Source organism: Brevibacterium antiquum CNRZ 918 (genome assembly GCF_900169145.1).
GTDB classification, from domain to species: domain Bacteria; phylum Actinomycetota; class Actinomycetes; order Actinomycetales; family Brevibacteriaceae; genus Brevibacterium; species Brevibacterium koreense.
This window is the reverse complement of sequence record NZ_FXZD01000012.1, coordinates 35370-53299: the sequence shown is the minus strand read 5'-3', so window position 1 is coordinate 53299 and position 17930 is coordinate 35370. Positions and strand designations below refer to the sequence as shown.

Here is a 17930-nt window from a genome sequence, read left to right as displayed (position 1 = left end):
AACCAATCCTCCTCAGACACTGGCGCAGATCCTCGGCCCGGACCTCCACATCCGAGTCGGCGCATGTTCGGCCGCATCGTCTATGGTGCCGTCGCTGTGGCAGCCATCGGGACGGCTACTGGATTCTCCATCAAGTCTGCCGCCGCCAAGGGTGACCTCTCCTCCAACCTCACGCTCATCGCACCCGCTGGTGCCGGTGGCGGATGGGACGGATTCGCGCGAGAGACCCAGCAGGCCATGCGCGCGATCAAGGTCGCCAACAATGCCCAGGTCGTCAACATCCCCGGTGCCGGCGGCACCATCGGCCTCGGCAAGTTCTCGACTATGGAAGGCCGTGCCGACACCCTTCTCGCCACCGGCACCGCGATGGTCGGCGGCATCGCACTCAACAAGTCGCCCGTGGGATTCGACGACACAACCCTGCTCGCCCGGGTCGCTGAGGACTACGACGTGCTCATCGCCGCCGCGGACTCCCCCTACAACACCATTGACGATGTCATCGGCAAGTGGAAGAAGGATCCCGAAGGATTCGTCTGGACGGGCGGTTCAGCAGGTTCTGTCGATCACCTCACGATCGCCCAATTGGCTCTGCTCGGCGGCATCCCCGCCTCCGGCATCACCTACATCCCGAAGTCCGGTGGCGGCGAAGCGATCCAAACACTGCTCTCGGGGACGACAGACTTCGCGTCCACAGGTTTCAACGAGGTCTCCGACCAGATCGAAGCCGGGCGCGTCAAAGCCCTCGGCGTGGCCTCGCCACAACGCATCGCCGGATTCGACGAGGTTCCCACGATGACCGAACAGGGCTACAAGGTGACGCTGACCAACTGGCGCGGCTTCCTCGGTGCGCCGGGCATCAGCGAGGACGAGACTGCACAGCTTGTCGACATTCTCCAGCAGACTCGCGACAGCGCTGAGTGGGCCGATGCCGTCGACCGCAACAAATGGACAGACGTGTGGCTGACCGGTGATGAACTCGCCGAGTTCGTCAAAGAGGACACCTCTCGGATCGAGAAGCTGTTGAAGGAGTTGGGACTGTGAGCGCTGAAACGTCACCGAAGACGAGAACCAGGACGGATCACCTCGGCGCGGGAACCTGGTGGCAGGGACGATCAGGTCTGCTGATCCCACTCATCATGGGCGCGTTCTCCACCTATCTGCTCATCGGCATCCTCACGATGCAGGTGCCTGCGGACACGGATCCGCCCGGTCCTCAGTTCTTCCCGATGATCATCATGATCGTGGGCTACTCGCTGACGCTCCTGCTGATCCTCGCCTATATCCGCAACCCCGAACCCGTCGACGTCGACGACGAGGTCCCGGCTGAAACGGCTGAGGACACGGCGTTCTCCACCCCGATCACCTCGGCGGTCTCGGCTTCGCGCCTCTCCCCGCATGAGGAGGATGAACCGAGCTCCGACCGCAAGGCCCTCGCCGAGGCACGGGTGGCCGATTCGCGCCACCGCACCCATTCGGACTTCGTGTCTTTGGCCTGGGGTGCGGGCGGTTTCGCCGCCTTTGCCGGCATCCTCGAGTTCGCCGGCTGGATCATCGCCGCGGCACTTCTGTTCTGGTGTGTGGCCAGGTCGATGGGTTCGAAGAAGCCCCTGTTCGACCTGACTCTGGCACTGACCTTCTCGTCTCTGGTCTACATCGCGTTCGCGGTGATGCTGGGGCTCAACCTTCCCTCGGGAATCTTAGGAGGTGGTCTCTGATATGGACGCTCTGATGTCTCTCTTCGAAGGCTTCACCCATGCAGTGACGCCAATGAACCTGTTGTGGGTCATCCTCGGCTGCTTCCTCGGCACCGCTGTCGGCGTGCTGCCGGGCCTGGGTTCGTCGATGGCGGTGGCTCTGCTGCTGCCGATGACCTTCGCACTCGACCCGACTGCCGCGTTCATCATGTTCGCCGGTGTCTACTTCGGTGGTCTCTTCGGCGACTCGACGATGGCTATTCTCATGAATACTCCCGGTCAGGCATCGGCGATCGCCTCGACCTTCGAAGGCCACAAGATGGCCCGCAACGGGCGAGCGCCGCAGGCGTTGGCCACGGCCGCGATCGGTGCGTTCATCGGTGGAATCATCTCGTGCTTCCTCGTTGTCTTCATCGCTCCCGCTTTGGCGGATCTGTCGACGAGCTTCGGCCCGGCCGAGTTCTTCGCCCTCGCCCTGTTCGCATTCGTCGCGACCTCCTCGGTCGTTGCGGATTCAGTGCTCAAGGGCCTCATGGCGCTGGTGCTCGGCATCGGGATCTCCGTCATCGGCATCGACTCGGTCTCCGGTACTGAGCGCTTCACCTTCGGTGTCCCCGAGCTCTTCGACGGCGTCTCGCTGGTGACCGTGACTGTGGGCATCCTGGCCCTGGGCGAGGTGTTCCACATCGCTTCGCGGATCCGCCGGAAGGCCAACGACAATACGATCAACTCCTCGGGCCGACCGTTCCTGTCCCGCAAGGAGTTCGGTGAGGCAGTGCCCGCATGGCTGCGAGGAACCGCGATCGGTCTGCCGTTCGGAGTCATCCCAGTCGGCGGTGCGGATGTGCCGACCTTCATGGCCTACGGTCTTGAGCGCAAGCTCGACGCCCGCCGCCAGGATCCGGCGTTCGGTGACAAAGGTGCGATCAGGGGCCTTGCCGCCCCCGAGGCTGCCGGCAGCGCCACGACCGGTATTGCCATGGGTGCTCTGTTGGCTCTGGGGCTGCCGATCTCCGCGACCGCTGCGATCATGCTCGCGGCCTTCCGCCAGTACGGCCTGCAGCCGGGACCGCTGCTCTTCGACCGCTCCCCCGAACTGGTGTGGGGTCTGCTGGCGAGCTTCTTCATCGCCATGGTCGTGCTGCTCATCATCAACCTGCCGTTCGCGCCGCTGTGGGCGAAGCTGCTCAAGATCCCGGACCCCTACCTCTACGGTGGCATCGCGGTGTTCTGTGGCCTGGGCATCTACGCGACCTCGGCGTCGACGTTCGAGCTGTTCATCCTGTTGGGCATCGGCATCGTCAGCTTCGTGCTCAAACGCTACGGAGTTCCCCTGGCACCGCTCATGATCGGCATGGTTCTGGGTCCATTGGCCGAGACCAACCTGCGCGATGCGCTTCTGGCCTCGGGCAATGATGTCTCGGTGCTCGTGTCCTCACCGATCACGATCGTCCTCTACATCGTGCTCATCGGCGCGCTGCTCTACACCGGCGTCGGCCGTGTGCGGGCGCGGAGGCGCCAGAAGGTCGCTGCCAGATCTGAGCATTCGGTCGACGCGACTGTGAGCTGATCGACTGCGACCGGCCCTCCGGTGGCCCGGCCCGAGTGGGTGAATCTCGTTCGGACCGGGCCACCGGCGCATTCACCGGCCGGTTGCGCTCACGAGACCGATGTTGGCTCCCGGTCCATCGCCTCGGCGCTTCCGGGCAGCAGCCGACCCGCACCCCTGAGACCGAAGGACGTCAGGACCGCAGCGATGAGGACAAGGACGACCGCCCCACCGGCTGCCCACTGGACGCCGAGATCGAAGGACGCCACAGCCGCCTCGGCGAGTTGGTCACCGAGGCGACCGCCCTGGGCACTCGCATGTTCGAGAGCTGAACCGAGGGTCTCGAACTCGGCTCCGCTGGCCTTGGCACCGAGCGTGGACTGCAGGTGGGATCCGTACACCGCGGTTGTGAGCCCACCGAGGACGGCCGTGCCCATGACCGAACCGAACTCGTAGGCGGTTTCGGAGATCGCCGAGGCGGCTCCGGCTTTGTTCGCGGGCACGGCAGCAAGGATGAGGTCGTTTGTGATGACCTCGGCCGTGCCGAGGCCCACGCCGAGGATGAGGAACGAGATGAGCATTCCCGCCACCGAATGCTCGGGTGTGAAGGCCACGATGCCCAGGCCGATCGCGTTGAGGACGAGTGCGCAGGGAACGACCACTCGCGGCTGCAGACGGACCATGATCGGCACCGCCACATAGCCGGCGACGATCGAGGTGCCAAGCCCGGGGACGAGGACGAGTGCCGCCTCGACCGGCGAGAGGCCGAGGACCAGCTGGAGCAGCTGCGTGCCGAAGAAGAGGAACCCGGCCAGGCCCATGACGCTGAGCAGATTGGACAGCACAGCGGAGGTGAAGACCTTGTTGGCGAAGAGTCTGACATCGAGCATCGGATTCGATGAGCCGAGCTGACGCAGCACGAAGCCGATCCCGGCGGCAACGGCCACGATGATGCTGGCCCAGAAGACCAGATCCACTCCGTCTGCCATGACGTGCTTGATGGCGAAGACGAGCGGGGCGAGCATGAGCATGGACAGCACGATCGACAGCGGATCGATCCGACCAGGATTCGGGTCCCGCGACTCCGGCAGCAGCACGATGGCAGCCGGAATGAAAACCGCGATGAGCGGCAGATTGATGAAGAAGATCGCGCTCCAGTGGAAGTGCTCGAGCAGGATTCCGCCCACGATAGGACCGAGGGCCGCGCCGCCGCTGAACATGGCGGCCCAGGTGGCGACCGCGACTCGGCGGTCCTTGTCGTTGACGAAGATGTTGCGGATCAGCGACAGGGTCGACGGCATCAGCGTGGCGCCGAAGAGACCAAGCAGCGCACGAGAGACGATGAGCATCTCCGCCGAAGTGGAGAAGGCAGCCAGCAGCGAGGCCAGCCCGAAGCCGAAGGCTCCTATCACCAGCAGTCTGCGCCGGCCGACCCTGTCGCCGATGCTGCCCATGGCCACGAGAAGACCCGCGAGCATGAGCGCATAGATGTCGACGATCCAGAGGAGCTGGGTGCCTGTGGGATGGAGCCCGGTGCTGATGGCCGGTATCGCGAATCCCAAGACGGTGTTGTCGATCGAGATGAGCAGAACAGGGATCATCAGCACAGCCAGGCCAGCCCATTCGCGCCGGCCGGCGCGCACGTGTGGTGTCTGTGTGGTGAACATGGAATACACTGTACCGTCTAGACGGTACAGTGAACAAGACAAGGGCTGAAATGATCGGCCCGGGAGGTTCGACTAGGCTCGGCGCTATGGCACGCAACTCCACCGACACCAAAGGCAAGCTCCTCGATGCGTTCGAGATCCTGCTCGACGAACACGGCGCTTCCGGAGCGACACTCGACGCGGTCGCAGCGAAGGCGGGAGTCTCCAAGGGCGGACTGCTCTACCATTTCGGGTCGAAGGCGGAGCTGATCAAGGGCAGTCTCGAACGTCTCAGCAGGCTGGTCGATGACGATGTCGAGTCGATGAAGGCCGCCGGCGAACGGCTCCACCTCTACTACCTCGAGACTTCGGCGGAGGTCGGAACTTCCCTCGATCGCAGCCTCATCGCGGCAACCTGCCTGGCACCTGAGCACGTGGAAGCGAAGAACGCGCTGCGGGCGACTCGCGAAGCCTGGTTCGACGTGCTCAATGAGCACCTCGGCGATCCGCACCTTGCCATGACGATCCAACTCATCGGCGATGGCATGTACTTCAACCAGAACTTCGGCCTGTCCCAGGATGAAGCCCTGGCCCACGTGAAGAACGTACTGGCGCGACTGGGGCTCTAAGCGAAAGCCTCCGGGCGCGACTGGGGCTCTAAGCGAAAGCCTCCGGGCGCGACAGCCTCGGCGCAGCTGCGCGTCCACACGCGATCTTCCGTAACTTCGACTCGACCACCACACCCTGTTGACGCCGCCCCGTGTCGGTCGAGGCCTCATGCGTCAGGTGCAGCCGGCGTGCACTTCGAGCTGCGGAAGTTTCGGTCCGAAAACTGGCCTCCGATTCGACTCAAATCTTCCTCAATTCGCGGGAGCGCAGCAGGAAACCAGCGCCCGGTGAGAACGGTTCGTGACTCGTCCACTCGTGTGCACAGGCAGCCTCCGGACAACCGGGCTCGCGTGCATATTGCCTGTGGATGCCGAACCGCAGTCCACAGCGGCATCCGCCAGGCTTCCGCACCTGGCCGGGCGCGCTCGACCATGACAAGTATGTTCAATGACCACCGCTGGGAGCTGCGTGATTACCCGTTGCTCTTTGAAGCACGAAAGGCCTCAGAGCGAGGTATCACCCGCCACAGCCTGCTCCACACGCCCAGATACCCGGTCGTTGTGCCGGGAATTCGCATGGACCGTGAGACCTTCGTCCGATTCCGCACACCGATATGGGCCGATCACAGTTGGCAACGGGACGCGCTGCGGTTCAGAGCCGCTCTGATGAAGCATCCGTCGATCGTCGCGGGCCACGCACTTGCTGCACGTCTCTATGGATGGCCGTTGCCAACGAACCTGATGACCGACCAGCTTCATGTCTGTACGGCAGAGCCGAATGCTCGGATCATCCAGCGGCTGATCACACTGCACAGAAGCAAGAACTTCTCTCAGAGGATGTGGTTTGATCTGCCGATCCTTGACGCGGTCGACGTATTCATAGGGGTCGGTCCTGACCTGCTGCTGCGCGATCTGGTCAAGCTCGGCGATGCCGCTATCGGCAATTGGCACGGTCGACCACAGGCAGACCTCAACGAGCTTCAGACGCAGGTGATCGAACGCAGCTTCCTCCGCCGACGAGCACATCTCCTCGCAGCGATCGATCTGATGCGCCCCACTGTGGACTCACCGGCGGAGACCGATCTCCGCTTGTGGGCGATTGCAGTTGGGCTCCCCGAACCAGTGGCGCATCCACAGATCCACTGTCCATCGCTGAACTGGATCGTCGAACCGGACTTAGGCTACCCGGACAAGAAGCTCGCATTGGAGTACGAGGGAGACCATCACCGGGCGTCAAAACGACAGTGGACGAACGACATCGAGCGAGATGAGGCTCTGCGAAATGAGGATTGGACCGTTCTTAAGGTCACCAGCCGGACAAATTACCGACAGCTCGAAGCTAAGATCCGCCTCCATCTCGGTCTATGACGTCGTCGCAGAGCCGAAGTCGAACCGCTCCCACCGCAGAAGCAGAGGCAGAAGCAGAACGCCCTCTCTGCCGATCGGGAAGAGTTAAGGAAGTTATGGGTCGAAACTTATGCTCCGTATCGGCCCAAACCTTCCTCAACTCGGCGGAGACGGCCGGGGGCGCCGCGGACGCCGGGGACGCCGCGGACGCCGCGGACGCCGGGGACGCCGCGGACGCCCGGGACGCCGGGGACGCCGGGACGCCGGGACGCCGCCTTTACTCACTCCGCTCAGCCAGGGAAGTCCGACTCACCCATTACGCCAAGTGATGCACTTCCTGCAGCCCGTACACAGGCGTCTCGATCCCCTCGAACCGAGCCTTGAGTTGGAGTGCCAGATACAGCGAGTAATGCCGCGACTGGTGCAGATTCCCGCCCTGGAACCACAGGTTCTCCTGCTGAGTGGGCTTCCACATATTGCGCTGCTCGCCCTCCCACGGGCCGGGATCCTTCGTCGTGTCCGAGCCCAGGCCCCAGCACTTGCCGACCATGTCCGCGGTCTCCTGATCGATGAGGTCGGCGACCCAGCCGTTCATCGACCCGTATCCGGTCGCGTAGACCACAAGGTCAGCGGCCAGTTCGGTGCCGTCGGCGAGGACAACGGAATCAGAGGTCAGGTGATCAACGTCGCCTTTGGCCAGCTTCACCTTGCCATCGGCGATGAGTTCCGCCGAGCCGACGTCGATGTAGTAGCCCGAACCGCGGCGCAGGTACTTGAGGAACATCCCCGAGTCGTCATCACCGAAGTCAAGGTCGAACCCGGCGTCGGCCATCCGCTGGTAGAAGTCCTTGTCCCTCTCCTTCATCTGTTCGTAGAGGGGGATCTGGAATTCGTGCATGATCCGGTACGGCAGGGACGCAAACGTGAGGTCCGCCTTCTCCGTGGTCACACCGTTGGCAAGCGCCTTCTCCGAGTACAGGTCGCCGAGACCGATATCCATGAGCGAATCGCTCTTGACGATGTGCGTGCTCGAACGCTGGACCATCGTCACGTCGGCGTCGTTCTCGTACAGCGCCCCGCAGATGTCGAAGGCCGAGTTGTTGCTCCCGATGACGACGACCTTCTTACCCGCATAGGCATCGGGCCCCGGGTGCTGTGAGGAGTGCTGCTGCTCGCCCTGGAAGACGTCCGAGCCTGGGAAGGTCGGAACGTTGGGTTTGCCGGACATTCCAGTGGCCATGACCAGATGGGTCGGCTTGAGCGTGAGCTTCTCACCGTCACGTTCGACCTCGACCGTCCACTGCTTGGTCTTCTCACCGAACTTCGCCGAGGTCGCCGTTGTCGACGACCAGTACGGAATCTCCATCACCTTGGTGTAGAACTCCAACCAGTCGGCAATCTTGTCTTTGGGAGCAAACACCGGCCAGTTCTCCGGGAACTTGAGGTAGGGCAGGTGGTCATACCAGACCGGGTCGTGCAGGCACAGCGACTTGTACCGTGATCGCCACTGGTCGCCCGGTCGCTCCCACCTATCGATGACGAGCGCCGGGACTCCCAGCTGGCGCAGGCGTGCACCCAGTGCGATGCCGCCCTGTCCCCCACCGACGACAAGCGTGTACGGCTGGGCGGTCTCACCCCAGGCTGCGTCCTCTTCCGCCAGCTTCTCCGACCAGCTCTTGCGCGTGGGATCGACGCCGTGTTCGGCACCCTTGGGCCGCCGCGGGCCCTGAGGCTCCTCATGGTCTTTGAGCTCCTGCAGTGCGGTCAGCAGCGTCCATGCCTTGGTGCCGGCACCCCCTGTGTCGATAAGACGGACAAGTCCCGTGCCCCTCCCCACTGCGGTGGCGAAGGTGAACCATGCTGTGGTCACGCCGTCGTCGGTCTCTGCTGGCTCAGCCAGTTCGAAGTCGGTGGGTGAGACTCTGGCGAGGTTCTGGGTCAGCAGGTCTCTGATCCCGTCGTGGTTTTCGACGGTCGTGAGGTTCCAGGTGAAGGCCACGAGGTCGCGCCAAAAGCTCTCGTCGCCGAACAGTTTTGTCGCAGTCTCGATGTCACGGCTGCGCAGTGCGGATTCGAAGCTCTCGAACCATCCGGTTGCGATGTCGTCGGCTGTGAGCTGCTGGCGGTCAATCGTCGTTGTCATGTCACTCCTCTTCGTTGAGCTGTGTGCCTCCAAGCTATGCCCCGGGTGGCAACGGGGAAAGAGTTGCATCGAGTTGCATAGGCAGTCAGGTGCATCCCGCCTATACTCAGGGCATGCCTCAGCTCGACCTGGCGCATCTTGCCCGGGATCTGTCCCGCATTCACGATGCTGTGATCACCGGTGGTTCACCGCCGGAGCAGCCGCGAGCGCTCGTTGCGCGTTCGTGGAAGAGAATGCTGCGTCTGGGGTTGGATCCAGCGGGCGGCAATCGCCGAATTCTATCCGCCGAGGCGGACGTCGAGTCCCGGAGGCACCGTTCGAAGCTGCGCCTCATCGTCGATGAGCTCAGGGCCGTGCTGCTGAGAATGCCCGATGCCGCGACCTTCATTCTGGTGGTCACCGACGCCGAGGGCGTGATCCTCTGGCGCGACGGCGCCAGTGCTGCCCAGCGGCAGGCTGACGGCCTCGGTTTCGTCGAGGGCGCTCACTGGTCGGAATCCGTGGTGGGCACCAATGCCATTGGTACGGCGCTGGCCGAAGAGGCTCCCGTCCAATTGTTCTCCGCCGAGCATTTCGAGACCTCACAGCACCCTTGGTACTGCAGCGCCGTCCCGGTGCACGATCCCAGTGATGGCCGACTCCTGGGCGTCGTCGACATCAGCGGGCCCGCACTGACTCTCCACCCTGCCGTTCAATCATTGGTCACAACGGCGGTTCGACTGGCTCAGGCACGACTGTCTCTCATTCAGCAGGATCAGCTGAGCAGTCTGCGCAATCGCATGTCCACAGTCCTCAGCGGCAGCCGGGGACCGGCGCTCGTCGTCGATGATGACGGCTGGGTCGCCTACCAGCAGGGTGTCCGGAGCCAGGATCGGGTCGAGGCACCCGCGTCCGATCGGACGATCCTCATCCCTGGTGCCGGACTGTGTCTGCCGGAGAAGATCTCCGGCGGCTGGCTGCTGCGACCCTCGGGCGAGATCGAGAGCAGCCCGGTCTCGGTGACTCTCCGGCAGATGGCTGCGCAGGATGTGCTCGAAGTCGATTCGAGTACCGATCCACTTGTCATTCCGCTCACGCCGCGGCGTGCACAGATCCTGGCCGCGATCACCTCGGCGGGCTCCGCGGGGGTCACAGCCGCTGAACTCAGCCGAACGCTCTACGGTGATGCCGACCATCAGGTCACGGTCCGCGCCGAGGTGTCCCGACTGCGGCGCTCGATCGGCGCACTCTTGGCGACTCAGCCCTACCGCTGGGCCGAGGGAGTGACCGCGCGGTTCGGCGGGGCCGCTTCGTCCACGTCCTGATGCTGGCTACGGCCCCGATTCGGTTTCGCGGGACAATTCTGATCAGCCCGCAGCCCAGACCACCGAAGATGGCGAAGGTGTCGTCATTGACCTTGCCGCGCCTGATCCTCCGTCGGCACTGCGGGAACGATGACCGTCCTGGCAGGCGAGCGCGACCCGACGTATCGGTCCCGACTGGCCAGTGCGCCGGCGATCAGCTGCAAGACCAGCATGACGAGGAGAGCGATGAGGGGCGCGGTCCACGAGCCGGTTGAGGCATGCAGCCAGCCCAGCCCGACGGGGCCCATGCCGGCGAACAGGTACCCGATTCCCTGGGCCATCGTCGAGACGTGACCGGTGTGATGCGTATCCGGTGAGCGCCACACGATATAGGACAGTGACAGGCTGATTGCAGCACCCTGGCCCATGCCCAGCAGCGTCATCCACAGATAGCCACCGGCCTGCGGCGCCAGGAGCAGACCGACGAAGGCGGCACCGGTGAGAACGACTGCGAAGACGACAGGAGCCCACCGGGGCCTGAGTCGCTTCGCAATGGCAGGCGTGACCAGACACGTGAGGATCGCGGGAAAAGCGGAGAATGAGAGCATCCATCCCGCTGTGTCTGCAGGCATGCCGCTGTCGTGGAAGATCGCCGGCACCCACGTCAGCGCAGCGTAATAGCTCATGGACTGCAGCCCCATGAAACCGGTGACCGCCCAAGCGATCGGATCGGTGAGGATCGCCCGGAACGGCGGCTGGGCCTCGTTGCCGGTCGCAGAGCCTGAGGGTCGCGCAGCAGTCCCACGCCTCGTCATCTGCGGGATCCACAGCACTGCGGCCAAGGCCGCTGGCACCGCCCAGATGCCCATGGCCCATCGCCAGGATCCGTCGAAGAGCGGCAGCATCGGCACTGTCAGCCCGGAAGCCAGCGCAGCGCCCAGGAACAGAGCCGTCGAATACAGTCCCATCATCAGACCGGCCCGATGCGAGAAGTCGCTTTTGATCGCGGTGGGCAGCAGGACGTTGCCGACAGCGATGGCCGCGCCGACGAGGACCGTTCCAGCGAAGAGCGCGAGAAGGCTCGGGTGCAGCCGCAGGGCGATGCCGGCGGCCAGGATGATCATCACGGCGCCGAGCACACGATGCATCCCGAACCGCCGGGTCAGACTCGGAGTGAGGAATGCGAACGCGCCGAAGGCGAACACGGGGATCGTCGTCAAGAGGCTCGCGGTCGTTGCGCTGAGGTGGAGGTCGCCGAGGATGTTGCCCAGCAGCGGCCCGACCGAGGCGACCCCGATGCGCAGATTGAGCCCGATGAGGATGAGCCCCGCACCCAGGATGAAGACGGTGAGTCTGCCGGGCGCCCTCACCGGCCTCCACCGCCGAGGCGGCTCGCCGGTGTGTGCATCATCTGCGGTCAATGGGAATTCCAGTTCGGAATTCGTATCAAGTCTCTTCATGTCATCCTTCCAGTCCTCCCCCATTCAAGCGACCATCGGATCGGCGCAGAACCGATAAACTGACTGCAGATGAATGAATTCAGCCACGAATCGACGAGTCCCGAGTTGATCCACCTCCTCGGACACGAAGAGCGGACCCCGGCCCACACCCATAACCGGGGGCACCTGGTCTATCCGGCCTCGGGAGTGTTGTCCCTGGTCACGATCGACGGCTCATGGATCGCCCCGTCGAACAGAGTCGTCTGGGTGCCTGCAGGTTTCGAACATCAGCACCGCGCTCATGGAGCGACGGACATGCGCGTCGTATTCCTCCCCGCGGACATGGCCGAGGCGCTGATTCCCCGTCCAGCCGTTCTGGCCACGACCCCGCTCGCCCGGGAGGCCCTGCTGGCGCTGACCGGGTCCAGAAAGCGGACGAGGGAGAGCACAGACCGTCTTCGCTTCGTCGCCATCGATGAGCTGACCGCCACCGGTGAACAGCCGCTGCACCTGCCGGAACCTCGTGATGATCGGCTTCTGGCCGTGACCCGGCTGGTCGAACAGGACCTGTCGATCCCGGCCTCTCTCGCCGATCTCGGCCGGCAGGTGGGCGCCAGCGAACGCACACTGACCCGACTGTTCCAGCAGGAGACCGGGATGACGTTCCGGCAGTGGAGGGCCGAACTCAGGGTTCATCGCGCTCTCCTGCTGCTTGCCGACGGCATGAGCGTCTACGACACGGCGGCCGAATGCGGGTGGGCCAATCCGGGTTCGTTCATCACGGTCTTCACTTCATTGGTCGGGATGACTCCGGGCAGATACCAGCATTCGGTGACGTCAATGTGAGTCTTCACGAGGCGCCCCTCTGCTCCATCTACTCTGGGTCAGCACCCCGATAGGTTCCGAAGTTCCACAGCACGCCTTCGGGGTCCTGGACGCTGAAGTCCTTGGACCCATAGTCCTGCTCATTCAGTCCCATGACCTCGGTGGCACCGGCCTTGATCGCCCGGCGGTAGAGCTCTTCCACCTGGTCGGTGGCGATATAGACCGAGCCGGTGGCAATTCCAGCCTTCGTCATCACCCCGCCGTCGTCACGCACGGAGCCCAGCATCACTCCCCCACCGTCTGGCCAACGCAGCTCGGCGTGATCAACGTGCTGGGGATCGTCGGCACTCGTGTATTCAGCTGCGACTTCGAAGCCGAAGGCGTTCTGCAGGAACGCTATTGCGGCCTTCGCATCGCGGTAGCGAAACGTCGGCCAGACCTTCGCTCCGCTGGTGCCCGCTGCACTTGTCACTGCCCCGGTGGTGTCGTTCGACATGACAGTTCCTCTCCTCGTGACTCGTCAGCCGGGCTGGTCGCCCAAGCTGTTCGCTGCGGCTGTCGTTCCTACCATCATGGGCCGACGGACGACGCTCAGTCTTGGACAAATGGGAACTGATCAGAGAACTAGAGTGAGCGCTCCTCGAACTTCGCGGCACCGTCTGCCCCGGAGCGGCGCACAATCGGGTCATCGTCGAACCACACCGTCGGGTTCGTACCGGTCAGCAGCTTGAAGTCGCGATTGAGATGCGATTGGTCGGTGAAGCCGCAGACCGCCGCGACCTCAACCAACGGTGCCCTCCCTGACTTGATCATTCGTCTGGCCCGGTCGAACCGGACGACTCGCGCTGCCTCCTTCGGTCCGATACCGAATTCGGCGCGAAACTGTCCGGTGAGGTGCCGCCTGCTCCAGCCGACCTCGTCTGCCACGAGCGAGACCGGCAAATCGCCGTGACTGTGCGCGATCCTCCGCCAGGACTCCAGCACCTCAGTGCGGGGAGCACCCCCGCCATGGGCGGCGCGAAGAAGAACATCGTCGATAGCCTCGAAGCGCTCGGGCCAGGACGTCGCGGCGTTGACGCGCTCATGAAGTTCGATGGCAATGGGCCGTGCAATATCGTTGAGGTCAAGGGAGTGGTGAGCGAACTCGACGGCGGGCATGTCGAAGAAGCTGCGCGGCGCTAATGGGCTGAAGTTGACCTGGACGCCGGCCATCGAACCGTTGTGCCGAATCAGCGTGGGCTTCAGATGCAATCCGGCCAAGAGCACGTCGAACGACTCCACGGTGTCGGAACCCGGGATGTATTGCTGGAGGGGTTCGCCGATCGCCACGATGAATGTCATCGTCCCTGACGGCAGACCGAGGTGGGTTCCCGCGGGAGCGCCCGAGATGTCGTAACCGACATAGTCCCCGACGAAAGGCCCCACCCGCGGGTGCGGGCTGCGGATCAGGTCATCGGGCGGGACCGAACACATGACAGCAGTGTAGTCCCAAAAAAATCTGAGCGCCTCCACCAGACGTAGTGTGAGCTTGCAGGCACGGTGAGGCTCAGTCTTCGCTGGTGCGGGCGAGCAATTCCGTCAGCAGAGCCTCGGTCACTGGTGTGGGAAGTGCTTCGATGAGTGCCATGAGTCCAGCCATCTTGCCCGGGACGCCGCTGCCGGCGCCACTGAGTCGCAGCAGCATGGCGCAGACGCCGGGCCCGGGCCGCTTCGGACTGGGGTAGAGCATCCTGGCCAGACGGCCAGCCAGTGTCGCATTGTGGGGTCGTCTCCCGCGCACACGGTCGGCCGCCTGCGAGACCGTGGTCAGCAGTTCTGGCAGCACGGTCTCCGTGACCGGGGTGATGGTCAGATGTACGCTGCGCGGCAATCGCGTGCCGTCTGACTGGGTGAACCCAGGCTGGTGCTGGAGTCTGAAGCCCGCCGCGACTGCTGCGTCGGCGAGACGGTGCGGATCGACCCGTTGGGCAGTAGGCAGATTGGTGTCGGCGATGAGTGCGAGTGCCGGTCCGGTGGGCTGGCCCCATATCTGGAGCCCGTCGATGCCGTCGACGGCCGCAATGATCGCCGCGGTCGACTTGCGGCAGGAGGCGACCGCCTCGGCGTAGCCCTCCTGTCCCAGATAGGACACGATCGCCCAGGCTGCTGCCAGGGGCGAGGCCGATTTCGAGCCGAGGAGCGTCGGGTTGACGACCGGGTAGGCCGGCCATGAGCTCGTGGCGAAGAACTGCGCGCGGTGTCGCTTGCGCCCGCGGTGCATCAGTACGGAGACACCCTTCGGCGCGTAGCCGAATTTGTGGAAGTCCGCGGAGATGCTGGTGACGCCGGGGATCGAGAAGTCCCACTGTTCATCGGTGCCCCACCAGGGCAGCGCCAGGCCACCGAAACAGGCGTCGACGTGCAGCGCGATTCCACGTTCACGGGTGCGGCGGGCCACCTCGGCGATGGGATCGATGGCCCCGGTCGGGTAGGCCGGGGCCGAGAGCACGACGAGGGCGACATCATCGCCGAGCCGGTCGAGGACGTCACGGGCACGGACCCTGCCATCCGGCCCGACCGGGACAGGATCCCAGTCAAGGTCGAAGGCCAGTGCCGCCTTCTGGAACGCAGCGTGAACGGTCGTCGAAGTCAGCAGTCGCGGCCTGACAGCGGAGTCCGGGTGGGCCGAGCGCCATAGGTCGCGTGCCGTCTTGACAGCGAGTAGGCAGGATTCTGTTCCTCCGCTGGTGACCGATCCGAAGATCTTTCCGATCCTGCCTCCGGTCAAGCCGATGGCGAAGCGCGTGAGCTCCTTCTCCATCCGCGCGATCGAGGGGAACGTCGTCGGGTCGAGACCGTTGAGTGGACGGGCGAGTTCCATGGCTTTGCCCGCCAGCTCGTCGAGGATGTCACTGCCCGGGTCGTAGACGTAGGACAGGACCCTCCCGCCGTGGGTCGGTGCGTCCTGCTGCCTCATCGATTTCAGGCGGGTGAGGATCTCAGCGGACTTCGAGTCGGGCCCCGACGGTGATTCGCCCCGGTTCACACCTGCATCATCAGGCATATTCGACATCCTCCTTCCGCAGCCGGTATCTGCCCAACGTCACCAGGCTCAGGATCATGAGGGCGGCGGGGACAGCCGAGAACGACAGCGCGATGCCCAGCACGGCGCTGTCTGGTTGGACCACGGTGACCCCGGCCGAGGATTCGACGTAGCCGCTCAGTGCCAGGACGACGGTGAGCACGGTCGCACCCAACGCCATGCCTGCCGTTTCTCCTGCCGTCCACACGCCGCCGAGGACTCCGGCACGCGCGGTGCGGGTGCGGGCATCGACGGCGATGACGTCGGGCAGCATCGCCAAGGGCAGGGTCTGCATTCCGGCGTAGGCGGCACCGGCGACGACGATCGGGGCGACGATCCAGTATCCCGGCGCCCAGGCCAGTGGAATGGAGCAGAGGTTGGCTGCGAGGAAGAGGAGGCTCGCGATGGCGAATGCCCGTTCCTTGCCCCATCGCCCGGCCACGGATTTCCATGCGGGAGCCACGAGCAGCGCCGGTCCGATGAGGCAGATGAAGAGGAGGGTCACCGCGCCTTCGTCGTCGAGGATCCAGCGGGCGACGAACTGTGCGCTTGCGAGCATGAGTCCCGTCGTCAGCCCCTGGAGGACGAAGGTGGCCAGGAGAGCGCGAAACGGCTGGCTGCCCTTAAGCGCCTTCCAGCTGTTGCGGTAGTGATCGAGCAGTGGAGGGTTGACGGGTCGGGAGACACCCCGGTGCCCGGTCGGCAGCGAGCCGTTCATCTCCGGGTTCGGCTTCGGCACGATCGTGATGGCGGCTGCGGTGCCGATGAAGATCACAAGTGCGGAGGCGAGAGCCATCACGAAGTACCCCAGGTAGGGACTCGAGAACAGTCCCCTGATCTCCGGTCCTCCCCCGCCGAAGATCAGTATCGCGGCGGTGAGGACGACGACGCGCCAGGTCAGAAGGTGCGTACGTGCGGAGTAGCTCGAGGTGAGCTCGGCTGGGAGTGCGATGTAGGGGACTTGGAACAGGGAGAAGCAGGTGGCGGCGAGGACGAAGGCGATGAGCACCCAGACCACCGCCGGCAGCGGCGGAAGCCCAGCGGGGACCGAGAAGGTGGCGAGGAAGGCGAAGGGCAGTCCGATGACGCCGAGGATCATCGGTGCCCGCCTGGAACCTTGAGCCTGGAGTGCCCTGTCGCTGAGTCCGCCGATGACGGGATCGATGACGACGTCCCACACCTTCGCAAGAGTTACGACGGCCCCTGCCGCCAAGGCCGCGATGCCGAGGGTGTCGGTGAGGTAGTAGATGAGGACGAGTCCCGGCAGCGTGGCGAAGCCTCCGGTCCCCAGAGACCCGAGCGCGTATCGGACCGTTGTCTTCGTCGACAGGCTCGGCCCACGTTGTTCAGCCATGCCTACATCGTACGATGCGCCTCGCGTGTTCCGCGCCCGGCGAGGTGGTGTGCCTGCCGGGGAGTTGTCACGCCCAGGATTGCGGCTTCAGCCCATGCTGACCGAGGTACTTCGGTGACCCGGGTTCCGTCCAGTCGCCGAGGAGGTCATCGCTCAGCTTGTAGACGGTGACCTGGAGAGGGTGGCAGTTGTCCACCGGGTCGTCGTTGTCATCGCCGAACATCGGCTGGGACAGGTCCCCGCCCGGGCAGGTCGACAACGCCGCCAGCAGATCCTGTTCAGCGAAGATCTCGAAATAGTCTCCGGGCTGAGCAGGACATGTCTTCATGAAGTATTCGTCGTGATCGTTGAGTCCCGTGCACTGGAATATGTTCAACACGTCGTGGACATCGAACTCGGTCAGACCGAAGGGAAGAACCGCTCGCACCAAGTTGGAGTGGCAGTGGTAGTCGAAGTCGAGTCCGTTGAGCATCTGCGAGACATAGGGGTCGCAGCGGGTGCCCAAGGTGTCGTGGAGCCGTCCGCCCTCGGCGTCCGATCCGTAGTCGGCCAAGGTATCGCCCACGATCGTGGCCATGGGACGCAGGAAGGGCAGGGTCGACCACAGCCGATCGAAGGTCGAGACGTGCGCGGCCTGGAGCTGACGGGTGCGGGACGCCCAGAATCGTTCCCTGGGGTCGTGGCGATTCCATAGGTTGAGGTCGCCGACCTGCGGGCCCTCTACTGTGGAGATCCGGCAGACGTGTCCGGCAGGGACCTCCCAGGCCTGGCCCGAACGGATCGGAATGGTGAATTCCTCGACGACTTCGCGCCGTTCGGTCTGCTCACCGATCGGCCGATAGAAATCACGATCCGCTTCGAGAGCGGGTCCCTGGTAGGCGGCTTGGGTCAATCGCGAATCCTGCGACATGTGGGTTCCTCTCGTGAGAATAGCTTGCGGGCATAAGCTGAGTCGGCGGCGACCTTCGCAGTGAAAATCAC

Annotated in this window: 15 protein-coding genes; 7 read left to right on the top strand and 8 right to left on the bottom strand. The window is 64.3% G+C overall.

All coding sequences use genetic code 11. From position 1 onward, the window contains the following. The first annotated feature begins 63 nt into the window (after positions 1-63). The 3 genes from BANT918_RS14620 to BANT918_RS14610 are packed head-to-tail and all read left to right on the top strand — an operon-like array spanning position 64 to position 3264. Positions 64-1041 carry a Bug family tripartite tricarboxylate transporter substrate binding protein gene (locus BANT918_RS14620; protein WP_233430525.1) on the top strand — a complete coding sequence of 326 codons (978 nt, stop codon included), beginning with the start codon at positions 64-66 and terminating at the stop codon, positions 1039-1041. Then, positions 1038-1715, top strand: coding sequence for a tripartite tricarboxylate transporter TctB family protein (locus BANT918_RS14615; RefSeq protein ID WP_101620945.1), 678 nt, complete (start codon positions 1038-1040; stop codon positions 1713-1715). The genes BANT918_RS14620 and BANT918_RS14615 overlap by 4 nt, the downstream gene beginning before the upstream one ends. A gap of 1 nt (position 1716) precedes the next feature. After that, complete coding sequence (locus tag BANT918_RS14610) at positions 1717-3264, top strand: tripartite tricarboxylate transporter permease (RefSeq protein ID WP_101620944.1); 1548 nt, start codon at positions 1717-1719, stop codon at positions 3262-3264. 89 nt (positions 3265-3353) lie between these two features. Here BANT918_RS14610 and BANT918_RS14605 read toward each other — a convergent pair whose 3' ends face one another. Further along, positions 3354-4910 carry an MFS transporter gene (locus tag BANT918_RS14605; RefSeq protein WP_167389489.1) on the bottom strand — a complete coding sequence of 519 codons (1557 nt, stop codon included), beginning with the start codon at positions 4908-4910 and terminating at the stop codon, positions 3354-3356. Between the two features lie 86 nt (positions 4911-4996). Here BANT918_RS14605 and BANT918_RS14600 point away from each other — a divergent pair, with 86 nt between their 5' ends. Together BANT918_RS14600 and BANT918_RS14595 are read left to right on the top strand one after the other, a co-directional pair. Further along, a complete protein-coding gene (locus BANT918_RS14600; RefSeq protein ID WP_101620943.1) occupies positions 4997-5518 on the top strand; it encodes a TetR/AcrR family transcriptional regulator in 522 nt (173 codons plus the stop codon). A 645-nt stretch (positions 5519-6163) separates the two neighbouring features. Beyond that, the gene (locus BANT918_RS14595; RefSeq protein WP_167389488.1) at positions 6164-6865 is read left to right on the top strand and encodes a hypothetical protein; all 702 of its coding nucleotides are present in this window, start codon (positions 6164-6166) and stop codon (positions 6863-6865) included. Positions 6866-7160: 295 nt separating this feature from the next. Here BANT918_RS14595 and BANT918_RS14585 read toward each other — a convergent pair whose 3' ends face one another. After that, the gene (locus BANT918_RS14585) at positions 7161-8987 is read right to left on the bottom strand and encodes a flavin-containing monooxygenase (RefSeq protein WP_101620941.1); all 1827 of its coding nucleotides are present in this window, start codon (positions 8985-8987) and stop codon (positions 7161-7163) included. A 113-nt stretch (positions 8988-9100) separates the two neighbouring features. Here BANT918_RS14585 and BANT918_RS14580 point away from each other — a divergent pair, with 113 nt between their 5' ends. Continuing rightward, on the top strand, positions 9101-10291 hold the full coding sequence (locus BANT918_RS14580; protein ID WP_101620963.1) for a GAF domain-containing protein: 1191 nt from the start codon (positions 9101-9103) through the stop codon (positions 10289-10291). 83 nt (positions 10292-10374) lie between these two features. Here BANT918_RS14580 and BANT918_RS14575 read toward each other — a convergent pair whose 3' ends face one another. Next, the gene (locus BANT918_RS14575) at positions 10375-11730 is read right to left on the bottom strand and encodes a CynX/NimT family MFS transporter (RefSeq protein ID WP_101620962.1); all 1356 of its coding nucleotides are present in this window, start codon (positions 11728-11730) and stop codon (positions 10375-10377) included. Between the two features lie 69 nt (positions 11731-11799). Here BANT918_RS14575 and BANT918_RS14570 point away from each other — a divergent pair, with 69 nt between their 5' ends. Next, positions 11800-12555 carry an AraC family transcriptional regulator gene (locus BANT918_RS14570; RefSeq protein ID WP_101620940.1) on the top strand — a complete coding sequence of 252 codons (756 nt, stop codon included), beginning with the start codon at positions 11800-11802 and terminating at the stop codon, positions 12553-12555. Positions 12556-12583: 28 nt separating this feature from the next. Here the strand turns inward: BANT918_RS14570 and BANT918_RS14565 are convergent, their stop codons facing one another. The 5 genes from BANT918_RS14565 to BANT918_RS14545 form a co-directional block, all read right to left on the bottom strand. Further along, entirely contained in the window at positions 12584-13030 is a 447-nt protein-coding gene (locus BANT918_RS14565) for a VOC family protein (RefSeq protein WP_101620939.1), read from the bottom strand. Positions 13031-13158: 128 nt separating this feature from the next. After that, entirely contained in the window at positions 13159-14007 is an 849-nt protein-coding gene (locus tag BANT918_RS14560; protein WP_101620938.1) for a helix-turn-helix domain-containing protein, read from the bottom strand. Between the two features lie 73 nt (positions 14008-14080). Beyond that, complete coding sequence (locus BANT918_RS14555; RefSeq protein WP_101620937.1) at positions 14081-15577, bottom strand: pyridoxal phosphate-dependent decarboxylase family protein; 1497 nt, start codon at positions 15575-15577, stop codon at positions 14081-14083. Beyond that, complete coding sequence (locus BANT918_RS14550) at positions 15570-16949, bottom strand: MFS transporter (protein WP_101620936.1); 1380 nt, start codon at positions 16947-16949, stop codon at positions 15570-15572. Before BANT918_RS14550 ends, BANT918_RS14555 begins: the two co-directional genes overlap by 8 nt. A 67-nt stretch (positions 16950-17016) precedes the next feature. Beyond that, positions 17017-17859 carry an urea carboxylase-associated family protein gene (locus BANT918_RS14545; RefSeq protein WP_101620935.1) on the bottom strand — a complete coding sequence of 281 codons (843 nt, stop codon included), beginning with the start codon at positions 17857-17859 and terminating at the stop codon, positions 17017-17019. Positions 17860-17930: the final 71 nt, after the last annotated feature.